The organism is Shewanella sp. DW31 (assembly GCF_015767295.1).
Lineage (GTDB): Bacteria > Pseudomonadota > Gammaproteobacteria > Enterobacterales > Shewanellaceae > Shewanella > Shewanella oncorhynchi.
On record NZ_JADWMP020000005.1, the window covers coordinates 170,764 to 185,483 of the forward strand.

General features: G+C 46.1%; 13 protein-coding genes. 11 read left to right on the plus strand and 2 right to left on the minus strand.

The window, feature by feature from the left end:
- Positions 1-116: 116 nt before the first annotated feature.
- The 5 genes from GWI56_RS06440 (at position 117) to GWI56_RS06460 (ending at position 4,234) form a co-directional block, all read left to right on the plus strand.
- A complete protein-coding gene (locus GWI56_RS06440) occupies positions 117-290 on the plus strand; it encodes a YezD family protein (RefSeq protein ID WP_011790691.1) in 174 nt (57 codons plus the stop codon).
- Positions 291-379: 89 nt separating this feature from the next.
- Positions 380-1,393, plus strand: a complete 1,014-nt coding sequence (locus GWI56_RS06445) for a sulfate ABC transporter substrate-binding protein (RefSeq protein ID WP_198572435.1) — start codon at positions 380-382, stop codon at positions 1,391-1,393.
- Positions 1,394-1,461: 68 nt separating this feature from the next.
- Positions 1,462-2,286 (plus strand): sulfate ABC transporter permease subunit CysT, encoded by an 825-nt coding sequence (gene cysT / locus GWI56_RS06450; protein WP_011790693.1) that lies wholly within the window; start codon positions 1,462-1,464, stop codon positions 2,284-2,286.
- Between the two features lie 4 nt (positions 2,287-2,290).
- On the plus strand, positions 2,291-3,142 hold the full coding sequence (cysW, locus tag GWI56_RS06455; RefSeq protein ID WP_198572436.1) for a sulfate ABC transporter permease subunit CysW: 852 nt from the start codon (positions 2,291-2,293) through the stop codon (positions 3,140-3,142).
- 27 nt (positions 3,143-3,169) lie between these two features.
- Positions 3,170-4,234: a sulfate ABC transporter ATP-binding protein gene (locus GWI56_RS06460; RefSeq protein ID WP_168826299.1), complete on the plus strand. Its 1,065-nt coding sequence runs from the start codon at positions 3,170-3,172 to the stop codon at positions 4,232-4,234.
- Positions 4,235-4,258: 24 nt separating this feature from the next.
- On the opposite strand, the gene GWI56_RS06465 is transcribed toward GWI56_RS06460, so the two are convergent.
- Positions 4,259-4,735: a cytoplasmic protein gene (locus tag GWI56_RS06465; protein WP_198572437.1), complete on the minus strand. Its 477-nt coding sequence runs from the start codon at positions 4,733-4,735 to the stop codon at positions 4,259-4,261.
- 97 nt (positions 4,736-4,832) lie between these two features.
- Entirely contained in the window at positions 4,833-8,480 is a 3,648-nt protein-coding gene (locus GWI56_RS06470) for an EAL domain-containing protein (RefSeq protein ID WP_113940219.1), read from the minus strand.
- Positions 8,481-9,095: 615 nt separating this feature from the next.
- Here GWI56_RS06470 and GWI56_RS06475 point away from each other — a divergent pair.
- From GWI56_RS06475 to cyoE, 6 genes are all read left to right on the plus strand, one after another.
- The gene (locus tag GWI56_RS06475; protein WP_198572438.1) at positions 9,096-9,485 is read left to right on the plus strand and encodes a hypothetical protein; all 390 of its coding nucleotides are present in this window, start codon (positions 9,096-9,098) and stop codon (positions 9,483-9,485) included.
- A gap of 189 nt (positions 9,486-9,674) precedes the next feature.
- On the plus strand, positions 9,675-10,778 hold the full coding sequence (gene cyoA, locus GWI56_RS06480) for a ubiquinol oxidase subunit II (protein WP_173497841.1): 1,104 nt from the start codon (positions 9,675-9,677) through the stop codon (positions 10,776-10,778).
- 2 nt (positions 10,779-10,780) lie between these two features.
- Complete coding sequence (gene cyoB, locus GWI56_RS06485; RefSeq protein ID WP_198572439.1) at positions 10,781-12,760, plus strand: cytochrome o ubiquinol oxidase subunit I; 1,980 nt, start codon at positions 10,781-10,783, stop codon at positions 12,758-12,760.
- Position 12,761: 1 nt separating this feature from the next.
- On the plus strand, positions 12,762-13,382 hold the full coding sequence (gene cyoC / locus GWI56_RS06490; protein ID WP_011787513.1) for a cytochrome o ubiquinol oxidase subunit III: 621 nt from the start codon (positions 12,762-12,764) through the stop codon (positions 13,380-13,382).
- Entirely contained in the window at positions 13,382-13,723 is a 342-nt protein-coding gene (cyoD, locus tag GWI56_RS06495) for a cytochrome o ubiquinol oxidase subunit IV (protein WP_011787512.1), read from the plus strand. Before cyoC ends, cyoD begins: the two co-directional genes overlap by 1 nt.
- 13 nt (positions 13,724-13,736) lie before the next feature.
- A complete protein-coding gene (cyoE, locus tag GWI56_RS06500) occupies positions 13,737-14,669 on the plus strand; it encodes a heme o synthase (RefSeq protein ID WP_198572440.1) in 933 nt (310 codons plus the stop codon).
- Positions 14,670-14,720: the final 51 nt, after the last annotated feature.

Consider the following 14,720-nt stretch of genomic DNA (forward strand, 5'->3'; position numbering starts at 1 on the left):
AAAAGACACACTTATTACATAAAAGAATATCAAATCGCAAAATGTAACTTTTTAGTTATCAATATTTGATTATAATTCCAATTACGTTGTCAAAAACCAATTACATGAGGACTTATATGGCAACCAAAGAAGATCTACAAACCGTGATCCCCTTGCTCGTCAATAGTTTAGAAAAACTACTGGGTAGAATTGAGTTTGGGACAGTGGAATTAACCTTTCACCATGGGAAATTAGTGCAATTAGAAAAGAAAGAAAAAATTCGTTTAGACCAAGTTACGCCGTCAAAATAAAAACGAAATTTACCACCCAATCAACACAGCTAGACCACATCGCTGACCGGTCAACCGGAAGCCTTATTAAATAATATGAGGATTTCGGTATGAATATTTTATCTCACCTACAAAAAGCAACACTCACCTTAGTTTTGGCCTCTGCTAGTTTTCTCGCACTCGCTGAAGATACGCTATTGAATGTTTCCTATGATCCAACCCGTGAATTCTATCGGGAATATAACCAACTCTTCAGCCAATATTGGCAAAAACAAGGCCATAAAGCCCCAACCATACGTCAATCTCACGGTGGTTCAGGCTCGCAAGCTCGCTCAGTTATCGATGGATTAGAAGCGGATGTTGTCACCCTAGCACTGGCCTATGACGTTGATGCATTAAGACAAAAAGCGGATTTAATTCCTGAAAATTGGCAAAGTCGCCTGCCACACAATAGCTCGCCCTATACCTCGACCATAGTGCTATTGGTTCGCAAGGGAAATCCCAAAAATATCCATGACTGGAATGACTTAGTTCGTGAAGGTGTAGAAGTCATTACCCCAAATCCTAAGACTTCAGGCGGGGCACGCTGGAACTATCTCGCTGCTTGGGGTTATGCACTGAAGCAATACGGCTCAGAAGAAAAAGCGTTAGAGTTTGTCACTCAGATTTATAAAAACGTACCTGTGCTGGACTCAGGCGCCCGTGGCGCAACCAATACCTTTGTACAGCGTAACATTGGCGATGTGTTCATCGCTTGGGAAAATGAAGCCATATTATCTGTTGAGCAGTTAGGAAAAGGTGAATTTGAAATTATTGTTCCAAGTGTCAGTATTCTTGCCGAGCCACCAGTGACAGTGGTAGATAAAAATGTCGATCGCAAAGGGACACGTAAGTTAGCAGAAGCTTACTTAGCACATCTCTATACTGATGAAGCACAACACCTAGCAGCAAAACACTTTTATCGCCCGACAAACCCAGACGTTGCGTTGCAATACAAAGACAAGTTTCCACAACTGACGCTCTTTACCATTGATGAGGTTTTTGGTGGCTGGAACAAAGCACAAAAAACTCATTTTAATGATGGTGGTCAATTCGATTCTATTTTAACCAAGATTAGCAAGTAATCTTTTACGCGGTTTCACTCATACGAAACCGCCCATGAGTTTCACTTATCTCGCGACGGAATAATGATATGAGCAAGGTTGTCATAAAATCTGTGCTACCTGGATTTGGTATTACCTTAGGCTTCTCAGTTTTATATTTAAGTTTGCTATTTCTTATTCCTGTAGCCGGATTAGTTCTGTTTACGCTGCAAATGAGTTGGGCTGACTTTTGGGTCGCAATTAGTCATCCTCAGGTTGTAGCCTCATACAAGCTGTCATTTACGGCGTCTTTTATTGGCGCCAGCATTAATGCCATTTTTGGGACTCTCGTCGCTTGGGTGTTAGTACGTTATCAATTTTTTGGTAAAAAAGTCGTCGATGCTTTAGTCGATCTGCCTTTTGCCTTACCGACGGCTGTCGCAGGTATCGCGCTCGTAACGCTTTATTCGACTACCGGGTGGGTAGGTCAATATTTACACTTATGGGGTATTAAAGTCGCCTACAGTCAAATTGGTGTTGTGATCGCCTTAACTTACATTGGATTGCCCTTTGTCGTACGAACAGTACAACCGGTTTTGGCTGATTTTTCAAAGGAACTTGAAGAAGCATCTGCATCCCTCGGTGCTAATCGATTAACCACCATAAGAAGAGTGATCCTACCTGCGGTATTACCTGCATTATTAACGGGTTACGCCTTAGCCTTTGCACGTGCAGTGGGCGAATATGGTTCCGTCATTTTTATCTCGGGCAATTTGCCCTATCGCACCGAAATTACTCCGCTACTGATAGTGTCCAAAGCTGAGCAATATGACTATAACGGCGCAGCGGCTATCGGCGTGGTCATGCTCGCAGCAGCTTTCCTCTTATTGTTATTAATTAATAGCCTACAGTGGTGGGCGAGTAAAAGAGGTTAAGTCTATGGGTCAAATATCGACTGTAAATCATCACGCTACCACTGAGGCACCTTGGATAAAGTGGAGTTTAATCGGGATCGCATTAAGCTTTCTCGCACTGTTTCTGGTTTTGCCATTAGCGGTTGTGCTCTACGGCGCCTTCGAAGCGGGTCTCAAGGTCTGGTGGCAAGCCGTGACCGATCCCGATGCGCTCGCTTCCATTCGCCTCACCTTGTTAGTGTTAATTATTGTTGTACCCACTAATGCTATTTTTGGTGTCGCCATCGCTTGGGCCATTGCTAAATTTGAGTTTAGAGGCAAAACCATACTGATCTCGATAATCGATATGCCCTTCGCCATTTCACCCGTAGTGGTCGGGCTGATTTTTGTGATCCTCTTCGGTGCCCAAGGCTGGTTTGGGCCTTGGCTTGCTGCCCATGATTTAAAAGTGATTTTTGCCGTTCCGGGCATAGTCATTGTCATCATGTTCGGCACTTTACCCTTTATTGCCCGTGAACTCATCCCACTGATGCAACAACAGGGCAAAGATGAAGAAGAGGCCTCACTCACCCTAGGTGCCAGTGGTTTAAAGACCTTTTGGTACGTCACACTGCCTAACATTAAGTGGGGCTTACTCTACGGCGTGATCCTGTGTAATGCCCGTGCTATGGGCGAGTTTGGGGCGGTAGCAGTGGTCTCTGGGCGCATTCGCGGTGAGACCAATACTATGCCGCTACACATAGAAGTGCTTTATAACGAATACATGTTTACGGCCGCGTTTGCCGTGTCATCCCTGCTCACAGGTTTAGCACTGGTCACTATAGTGCTGAAAAGCCTTGTGGAGTGGAAAGATGAGCGCAAACATCAAATTAACTAAACGCAACGTCCTTGGGAACAGAGCATTATGAGCATACACATTCAACAAGTTAATAAGCGTTTTAGTGATTTTGTTGCCGTGGACTCGGTCAATTTAGAGATCAAAACCGGAGAGCTGACAGCCCTTTTAGGCCCATCCGGCTCAGGCAAAACAACTTTACTCAGGATTATTGCCGGACTCGAACAGGCCGACAGTGGCATAGTCAGATTTAATGGCGAAGACATCACCACACAGCATGTGAGTGAACGCGGTGTCGGTTTTGTATTCCAACATTACGCCCTATTTAAACATATGACTGTATTCGAAAATGTCGCCTATGGACTCACAGTCAGACCACGAAAAACACGTCCGAGTAAGGCAGACATTGCCGATAAGGTGCATTCATTACTCAAACTCGTCCAATTAGATTGGACTGCTAATCGCTATCCATCACAACTTTCAGGCGGTCAAAGGCAACGCATCGCACTCGCCCGCGCGCTTGCGGTCGAACCTAAGGTTCTACTGTTAGACGAACCCTTTGGCGCGCTCGATGCAAAAGTCCGCGCAGAATTACGCCGCTGGTTAAGACGCTTACACGATGAGATTAATGTCACTACCGTATTTGTGACCCATGATCAGGAAGAAGCACTCGAAGTCGCAGATAAAATTGTAGTGATGAATCAAGGTCGTATCGAGCAGCAAGGTACGCCAGAAGAAGTCTATGATAATCCAAGCAATCCTTTTGTGTACGAGTTTCTTGGCAATGTGAACCTATTTCATGCCCGGGTAAAACAAGGGCATAGCACTATAGGCAATATCCACATACCCTCACCTGAACACACAATTAGCGAAGAGCAACAAGGCTTGGCCTATGTTCGCCCACACGAAATCGAGGTACTGACACAACCAACTGAAAATGCCCTTAAAGTCAGTTTAGACTTAGTGACCATAGTTGGCCCTGCAGTGAGATTAGAAGTCCTAACTGAGCTAGATAACCAACTGATCCATGTTGAATTATCTAAAGTGCAATTTAAACAGCTTGGCATAAACAAAGGTGATAGCGCTTGGATCCAGCCACGCTATACCAAAGTCTTTTTAGGGGAAGGCATTTAGCCACTCACCGCCATAATCAATAGATCAGAACTTCAAGGTCAAGGACTGACCTTCTCCCATTCCCTGCCACTCAACACTCAAATCCATAATCTCATTGAGAATATGATCAAAATCTGTTTGGTTAACAGTAGGAACGGCTAAGTCTCGACTGCTACAGGCTTGCTCTAACAGATAAATAAAGCCGTCATAGGTTGGCGTTTCGCCCGACCAGAGTAGCGACTGCAAGGTCTCGACTATGGATTCGGTTTGCCACACTTCCGTTTTATCTGCGATAGCGCGGGAGGTTTCATTATGTTCCAAGGCGAAGCTGATATCGGCGCCAGCTCTGACCTGCGAGAAGAAAGCCCCTTGAATATGCAGACGTTTTTCAACCACATAATGAATCATATCGTGGGGAGCAATGCCCTGTTCTGGCATTTGGGTTTGAGTCGCACTACCGTCCATGCGCACGCAGCGCAACTGGCCATAACGCTGAGTACCTTTAGTGAAGATGACTTGCATAAAACCATCCTTAGTATTTTGATTAGCGCATGCATAATGCGAACTCAAGTATAGTCCAACTCTGCGCCAGCATTAGAAAAACAACAACACTCTGCCGTTATAAATTACGCTGGATAAAGCGGAAACACTCTTCTGCCGCTAAGGGTTTACTAAAGTAAAACCCTTGCACTAAGTCGCACCCCATGCTCGACAATAATACCAATTGCGCCTCGTTTTCAACCCCTTCAGCGACCACAGTTAACCCCAATTCATGGGACATAGAAATAGTTGCAGCGCTAATGGCTGCATCGTTCGAGTCGGTCTCAATATCCTTCACAAAGGATCGGTCGAGCTTTAACCTGTCTAAGGGCAAGAGTTTCAAATAGGATAAAGAGGAATATCCTGTACCAAAATCATCGATGGCGAGCTCGATACCATGTTGGCGCAATTCCGCTAATAGGCGCGCATTCTGCTCAGGATATTGCATCGCCACACTCTCGGTAATCTCCAGCTCCAGTGCGCCTTTGCCCAACTTATGCTTCACCAGCACATTGGTAATATCGGCGACTATCGTATCCTTACGGAGTTGATGCGCTGACAGATTCACTGCCATTCGCAACTCAGTGGCACCCGCTGCGCGCCAGACAGCAAGCTGCGCCATCGCCGTTTCTAACACCCATTGGCCAATTGGGATGATCATGTCGATCTCTTCGGCAATGGGAATAAAGCGGTCAGGCGCTATCATGCCAAATTCGGGATGCTGCCAGCGCACAAGCGCTTCGACACTGACCACTTGCCCGCTTCTAATATCAATTTGTGGCTGATAATGCAGCCGTAATTCGTCGTTTGCTAACACTTGCCTCAGGCCCGTTTCAATATGCTGGCGCTCAGTGATCAAGGTGTTCATTGCCGCAGTAAAGAATTGATAGTTATTGCGTCCAGCCGCTTTTGCGCGGTACATGGCCATATCAGCATTTTTCATCAAAGCTTCAACACTGTCACCATCATTGGGAAATAAACTGATCCCTATACTTGGCGATGAATGTAATGCTTGATTATTAATCACATAGGTTTGACTCAAACCACTGCGCAGCGCCTCGGCTAAACTGGCCACTTCATCATGGTTCGTATCGGACAAGGCAACCACAAACTCATCGCCCCCCAAACGCGCCACAGTATCATTATCACCAACGATGTATTTCAAACGTCGGGCAACCTCTAGCAGCAGTTGATCGCCCACATGATGGCCCAAGGTATCGTTGATATTTTTAAAGTGGTCCATGTCGATGAACATTACCGCTATTTGGCTGTGGGATACCAGAGCATCCTTAAACACCACTTCGAGGCGCGACTGCAAGCTCAGTCGATTAGGCAATAAGGTCAAAGAGTCATGATGGGCAAGGAAATGAATGCGTTCCTCACTGACTTTACGCTCACTGATATCGGTAAAGCTGCCAATATAGTGACTCACGGCACCAGAATCATCCCGCACCACAGACATCATCAACCATTTCGGGAAATCGTAGCCTTGTTTATGCCTATCCCAGACTTCACCTTGCCAGAAACCCGTTTGCTCGAGGGCTGCACGGACTTGAGAATCGATACTTTTATCCGTTCGTTCAGCCTCTATAAAACGGCAGTTTTTACCAATAATGTCCTCTCGGGAATAACCCGTGATCTGAGAAAATGCGCTATTCACATCCACAATAATATCGTTGGCATCCATAATCGTGATGCCTTCACCACTCTGCTGAAATACTTGCGCCAAGAGATTTACCCGCGCAACGGTACGCTCCTGCTCGGTAATATCTTCGACGATAAACAAAATTAGCTGTTCACCATTGGCACCAGTAACTAAAGCCCCGTTGAGGCGCACCGCCACTAATTGGCCATTTTTATGTAAATAATGCTTCTGATAGGGGCCGTAACGGCGCGTCTGCTTTAAGCGCTCTAATTGCTCAGTTTCACTTAATTGATAACGCTTTGGGGTAAGATCCCAAGGATCAAGTTGATTAAGCTCATCGAGTGAATAACCCGTAATCGCTTGAAAGGCGGGGTTAATTGCCACAAATTGACCATCATCTAAACGTTTAAGCACATGCCCCACAGGGGCCTTATCAAATAGGTTTCGATATTTTTGCTCACTTTCGACCAAGGTAGCTTGAAAAGCCTGACGGCGGGCAATTTCCTTCGACAATGCCATGGTTTTTTCTGTCACTTTTTCGGCAATACGTTGGCGCTCGCCGGAGGAAACCAGTGTCATACCGCCCACGACCGCACAAGTGATAAATGCGAGCAGAAGCATCAGTAGCGATAAGCTAAAAGTATCGCCCATCAGTACCGCATAGGATTGATAAATCACTATATGCCAATGACGATCCGCTAACATCAGGTTTGCCTGAAAATACTGCCCAGTTTTATCGCTGAAGAGTTTACTGCTAAATTCGGGAAACGATTTTCGAGTATTGCTATAAAGTAAGGTACCGCCCGCACTCATATCTGTCAGTTGCCACTGCAACCCTTTTACACTATCAACATCATCAATAATGCCTTGCAAATCAATTACGGCAGAACAAAACCCTGAGATCTTACCCAATCTGTCAAAAGCAGGAGCAATGAGTAAAGTGCCACCAGGGCCATTGGGATCTTGTGCTAATTGAATCTTGGCTGTCATCACGGGTGCTAACGTCGCACGCACTTTTGCGATGGCTGCGGCTCGCGTTGGCTCACTATTGAGATCTAATCCCAAGGCCGCTTCGTTACCTATCTGCGGCTGAATATACATCACAGGGACTAGCCAACCATCAGTATTCGCCTGCCAGCCTTCGGGACGAGTCACTTTGTAGGAACCACCAACCACAGAACGAATGGATGCCTCAAAACTTTGCTGATCGGCTGCCGCCACAAGCGGTGACCAAGACCAAGCTCTAAAGCCATCCTTCATCAACATATTGCGTTTGCCAAACTGTACAAACTCATCCTCAGAAACCTGCTCGCTATTATCGAACAAGCTTGCTAAGGCAACAATTTGTTGGAGGTTAGCATCTTGAAAACTTTCAATATTGCTAATAATCGCATTAGATTGAACCAGAAACTTATCCCGTAACTGTTGGCGCTGATTCATATCTGAGTAGTAATAAATCCCCACGCAAAATAAAAAACCCACCAGCAAAGGCACACCCGTCTGAATGCGGCGAGAACGCCAAATAACTCGCTTATCAAATAACAACATAGTCAGAGGGATAAAAATCACGGCACCGAGCAAATCCCCAGTCCACCAATTTATTAAACTACCCAGTAAATCGGACTGTGGAATCGTACCGTTAATCACTAAGGAGAAATTGCCAAAAACAGTCGCTACTGTACAAGTTAAAGCTAAACTCAAGCAGGATTTAATGACGGCGTTAGGATTATCTAGGGTGAATAAATGATCGACTCGCCCAAGAACATAGGCAGAAAGCACTGCCTGTATAGATGAACCAATTGAAATAGCAAAGGGCAACCACCCCCAATGGATATGTCCGCTGATGTTGAGATTAATCAACAAAGAACCAATGAACACGCCAATCCAAGGCGCATATTCCTTCCATAAAACACAAGCGGCAATAGCAATACCTGCGGCAGGCCAAATTGCAGCAGAATATCCAGGCGGCAAAGCAATCATCAAACCAATTTTACCTACAATAACGTAAGCTAAGGCGATGAAAATGTTTACCTTAAGGTATGGGATAAATGACTTTATGTGTAGTCCTTCATGCTGACGCACTTCGAGAATTGAGAAGCATCATGCCCTACTCACAGGCTCAATCTCAAGCACATATCAGGGGCGAGATAAGTTCACAGTTTAATAATCGGTTTATCTAATGTAAATAGCGTAAATGACTGACACAATCACTCATTTAACGTGATGTTTTTATTTGGGATGCCGATCTCAAATGCACTTAATCATACAGCCAAACTTGGCGAGCCCAATCTTGCGACAAACAAGCTAACCCATCAAGACAACTATCGGCAACATTAGCCCTGCCATAGAAGTTAAGCCTAGTCTTTTTGCGGGTAAAGCAAACATGTTTATAGGGGCTGTAATCAACTCAATGACGCCACGAGCAAATCAACTTTAGTCAAAATGAATAAATGAGAGGCTTCACAATTTTTTATTTTATGAGAACAAAATCAGTTTAAATACTGTTAATCTTGTAAAACCAAAGATCTAATTTGGTTTTAATTAAGGTTTTTTTAATACTAAAGCCCTTTTACTACGGGGATCCGCTTTCATTCAATAGCCGCTTCTTGGTATCCTCCTGCCGCATAAAAAAGTTACATGCTGAATATTTTTTGTTCTGCCAACTGACTCCTTTTCCCGTTCAGCCGGACTCATTAATTGAAATTAGCTCTTAGCCAATTCATTGTTGAAAGATTGAACCTAACTATTCGGCTTTCAACCTTTAGCATGACAAATCTAACCCTGTTTTTCGGGTTATTGTTTGTGCTGCCTATTGCTGACGTTTTATCCGTGTTGATCGGCGGTTGTGTCGATATTAGTGAATTAATCAGCCTCAGCAATGGCTTTTTAGCCGAGTTTATCGGCGCTAGTTTGCTCAGCCTGTTATTACTCAATCCCCTCGTTATTCTGCAGTTATGGCATTTAATCGACTGCTGCTTCAAATTTTTCAATCATCTCGATTTAACTAACGCTTCACTTTTTTTAGCACCCCCAAGGCTAAAATCCCTCGAACATACCGCCCACGGTTGTCGCGCTCCGCCATTTTAACCCTCTGTTTTTAAATTAAAATTAAGCATTAAGCGCTGAAAGCGGATCTTAGATTTGCCTCGGAATGGCGGCACATTGTTGTGTCATGCCTCTTGGGTCTCAGGATTTGCGCTCAGATAACGCCGCTTAGTGTGACTGCCAGTTAACGCTTGGCAGAGTTGTAAACCTTAGGGTTAGAGGAATCTTCCTTTGTTAATTCGAAAATTAAGTAAAGCAGCAATCGCGGCAGTAGCACTCATGCTCGCGGGTTGTGATGGCGGAGTATTGGACCCTAAGGGCCAAATCGGTATCGATGAAAAACACCTGATTATCGTCGCCACCCTACTCATGCTCATTGTCGTTATCCCTGTGATTGCCATGACATTGTACTTCGCGTGGAAATACCGCGATGGCCGTGATCAGGAAATCTACGCGCCTAAATGGGCACACTCAACGGCGATTGAAACCGTAGTGTGGATAGTGCCGATTGTGATCGTGATAGTGCTCGGTGTGATCACTTGGGGTTCGACCCATGATCTTGATCCCTATAAACCTTTAGAACACGAAGCTAAACCCGTCACGGTTGAAGTAGTGTCGCTGGACTGGAAATGGTTATTCATTTACCCAGAACAAGGCGTGGCATCGGTCAATGAGTTGGCGTTCCCGGCCAATGTGCCGGTGAACTTTAAGATCACCTCTGACACTGCGATGAACTCCTTCTTCATCCCTCAGTTAGGCAGCCAGATTTATTCTATGGCGGGCATGACCACTAAATTGCATTTGATCGCTAACGAGCCAGGCACCTTCGACGGTATCTCGGCTAACTACAGCGGCGCTGGATTTGCGGGCATGAAGTTTAAAGCGATTGCCACTCAAACACCTGCTGACTTCGAGGCATGGGTTGCCAAGTTAAAACAACAGGGCAAGACATTGGACTCAGCGGCCTATGCCACACTGGCTAAACCGAGTGAATACAATCCAGTTGAATACTTTGGCTCAGTGAGCAAAGGGATGTTTGACCAAATCGTGATGCAATACATGCACATGGACTCACATGAGGGCATGAAAGGTCACGAAGGAATGGACATGCACGCAGGCATGGAACACATGGGCACTGAGCACACATCTGACATGGCAGACATGAAAGGTATGCACGACATGGCACATATGGCAGGCGAGCACGCGATGGAAAATACACAGAACATGGCCGACATGGATAGCTCAGCACCTTCTGTACCGTCATTAACACAAGACTCATCCACAGAACCTTCATCATTAGAGCACTCATCCACTCACAAAGTGGAGGCGGAGTAATCATGTCATTTCTCGGTAAATTAAGCTTAGATGCGATTCCGTATCACGAGCCCATCATCATGGTGACCCTAGCGGTCGTCGCAGTGGTAGGTTTGTATATCGCAGCCTTGATCACTAAACACAAAAAATGGAGCGTACTCTGGAATAATTGGTTAACCTCAGTTGACCATAAACGCCTCGGTATCATGTACATAGTGTTGGCTTTGGTGATGCTCATTCGTGGCTTCTCCGATGCCATTATGATGCGTACCCAGCAAGCACTCGCCACCAACGGCGCCGCAGGTTATCTGCCGCCAGAACATTACGACCAGATCTTCACCGCCCACGGCGTGATCATGATTATCTTTATGGCGATGCCATTTATGATAGGCCTAATGAACTTAGTCGTGCCGCTGCAGATTGGCGCCCGCGACGTTGCCTTCCCCTTCTTGAACAACCTCAGTTTCTGGCTGACCGCCTCTGGCGCTGTGCTGATCAATATTTCATTGGGTTTAGGTGAATTTGCTAAGACAGGTTGGGTGGCGTATCCCCCCCTCTCAGAGCTGGCTTACAGTCCGGGGGTTGGAGTCGATTACTATATCTGGGCACTGCAAATTTCAGGCATAGGAACAACCTTAACCGGGGTGAACTTTATCGCCACCGTACTTAAGATGCGCGCCCCCGGCATGAAGCTGATGCAAATGCCAATCTTCACTTGGACTTGTACTTGGGCGAACATTTTGATCGTCGCGTCATTCCCAATCTTAACCGCCGTGTTAGCCATGTTAACGCTCGACCGTTACATGGATTTCCACTTTTTCACCAATGACGGTGGCGGTAACGCCATGATGTATATCAACCTATTTTGGGCGTGGGGACATCCTGAAGTTTACATCCTGATTTTGCCTGCTTTTGGTATTTTCTCCGAGGTGATCTCAACCTTTACGGCTAAGCGTTTGTTCGGTTACACCTCTATGGTGTGGGCGAGCGGTGCGATTTCAATTTTAGGTTTCATCGTTTGGTTACACCACTTCTTCACTATGGGCTCAAGTGCCAACGTCAACGCTTTCTTCGGGGTGATGACTATGGTGATTGCAGTTCCAACCGGGGTAAAACTGTTTAACTGGTTGTTCACTATCTACCGTGGCCGCCTACGGTTAACGGTACCTGTGTTGTGGACGCTAGGCTTTATGGTGACTTTCACCATAGGCGGTATGACAGGTGTGCTATTAGCCTTACCAGGAGCCGATTACGTTCTACATAACAGTTTGTTTTTAATCGCGCATTTCCATAACACTATTATTGGTGGTGCGGTATTTGGTTACTTAGCTGGCTTTGCTTACTGGTTCCCTAAAGCGACAGGTTTCCACTTGAATGAGCGTTTAGGTAAAGCGTCATTCTGGTGCTGGCAAATCGGTTTCTACGTGGCCTTTATGCCGCTGTACGTATTAGGCTTTATGGGTATGACGCGCAGAATTAGCCATACGGATAACCCGGCATGGAATCTATGGATCTACTTAGCCGCTGTGGGTGCTTGCATCATCATGGTCGGTATCATTCTGCAGTTTATCCAACTGTACGTGAGTATCCGTGACCGCGACCAAAACCGCGATACCACGGGCGATCCATGGAATGGCCATACTTTAGAGTGGTCAACCGCTTCACCACCACAGTTCTATAACTTCGCTAAGCTGCCACAGGTTGATGATATCGATGCCTTTACCGATGCGAAAGAAAAAGGCTTGGCTTATCAAGGCCTCAAACACTATCAGCCAATCCATATGCCGAAAAATACCTCAAGCGGTATCTTAATGGCGCTGGGGATCACTGCCGCGGGTTTTGCCGCTATTTGGCACATTCTGTGGTTAGCCATTGTGGGCTTAGTGGGCGCGTTTATCGTGTTCTTATTCCGTGCCTATAACAATGACGTCGACTATTACGTGCAACCCGATGAAGTGGCTCGCATTGAAAATGCCCACTTAAACAATGTAGTAAGGGGCTGATATGAGTATTGCAATCCCAGCAGATTTAGAAGTAGCTCACGCAGAAGATCATCACGAACACCATGATACGAGTGGCAACACTCTGTTTGGTTTTTGGATTTACCTGATGACAGACTGCATTTTGTTTGCCTCGGTTTTCGCAACCTATGCTGTGCTCTACATGAACACGGACGGTGGCGTTTCGGGTAAAGACATTTTCGAATTGGACTTTGTGCTGATCGAAACTGCCGCCCTGCTCGTCAGTAGTATTACCTATGGCATGGCGCTGATTTTTGCTAAACGCCATAACAAAGCCGCGACCTTGGCTTGGTTACTCGTGACCTTCGCCCTCGGTTGTGTGTTTATCGGGATGGAAGTCTATGAGTTCCATCACCTGATTGAACATGGCAATGGCCCACAGCGCAGCGCTTTCCTGTCGTCCTTCTTCACTCTGGTAGGTATGCACGGCTTGCACGTGACCGCAGGTCTGATTTGGATGGCGATCATGATGATTGAAGTGGCGAAAACCGGTTTAGGTCATCGCAGCATCACCCGCCTGAGCTGCTTAAGCCTGTTCTGGCATTTCCTCGACATAGTGTGGATTTGTGTATTCACGGTCGTGTATTTATTGGGAGCACTGTAATGAGCGCACATAGTCATACTGATAAGCCTAGCCATGGCACTGACGATCTGGCCGCGAGCATTAAGTCATATCTAATGGGCTTTGTGCTGTCAGTGGTATTAACTGCCATTCCATTTTGGGCGGTAATGACCCATCACTTCGAGAAAGCGACCACCCTTAGCTTAGTGCTAGTGATGGCGATAGTGCAGATAGTGGTACATCTTAAGTACTTCTTGCACTTAGATTTCTCGAAAGAAGGCAAAGTGAACACCTTCTCCTTCCTGTTTACCGCCCTGATTATTGTCATGGTCGTCGGCTTGTCGGTGTGGATCATACTCGAAGCCAACGCTTTGATGATGTAACGAGAAACAGTCTATGCAAACACAAGACAGATTTATGTCACCGCAATGGAAAGCACGCTTCAAAGGGTATGTGCAGGTTACTAAGCCTGGCATCATTTTCGGGAATCTGATTTCCGTTGCTGGCGGTTTTTTATTAGCCGCCAAAGGCGACGTAAATTTGGTCTTGATGCTGGCGAGCTTAGTGGGATTGTCCTTAGTTGTAGCCTCGGGCTGCGCTGTCAATAACTGTATTGACCGTGATATCGACGCCAAGATGCAGCGAACCTGCAAACGCGTGACCGTCACGGGCGAAATTGCCGTGGGTAACGTACTCGCGTTTGGACTCGCCTTAGGCGTGTTGGGCTTTAGCATCTTAGCCTTGTTTACCAATGCATTAGCCCTGCTATTTGCCGTTATTGGTTACATCGTTTATGTGGGGGTTTATAGCCTCTACATGAAACGTAACTCAGTGTATGGCACTTTAGTTGGCAGCTTCTCGGGCGCAGTACCGCCCGTGGTTGGCTATTGCAGTGTGACAGGGCAAATGGACATGGGCGCAGCTATTTTGCTGTTGATGTTCAGTCTATGGCAGATGCCGCATTCCTATGCCATCGCGATTTTCCGTTTTAATGACTATGCGGCAGCCAATATTCCAGTACTGCCGGTTGCAGAAGGCATGACCAAGGCAAAACTGCATATCGTGCTTTATATTGCTGTGTTCGCCTTAGTCAGTGCGCTGTTACCACTCGCGGGTTACACAGGTATCGCCTTTATGGCAGTCACCTGTGCCACTAGCCTGTGGTGGCTTGCCATGGCATTAAAAGGTTATCGCCACGGCATCGACATGCACCGCTGGGCTCGCCAAGTGTTTGGTTTTTCAATCATCACTATTACGGCGCTCAGTGTGACTATGGCGCTCGACTTCCAAGTTGTGAGTCAGGCACCACTACTCACTTTAGTGAGGTAAACCCTAAGCTTTCAGCTAGTAGTCTAGTCCTGAAATAAGTTGATAATACAA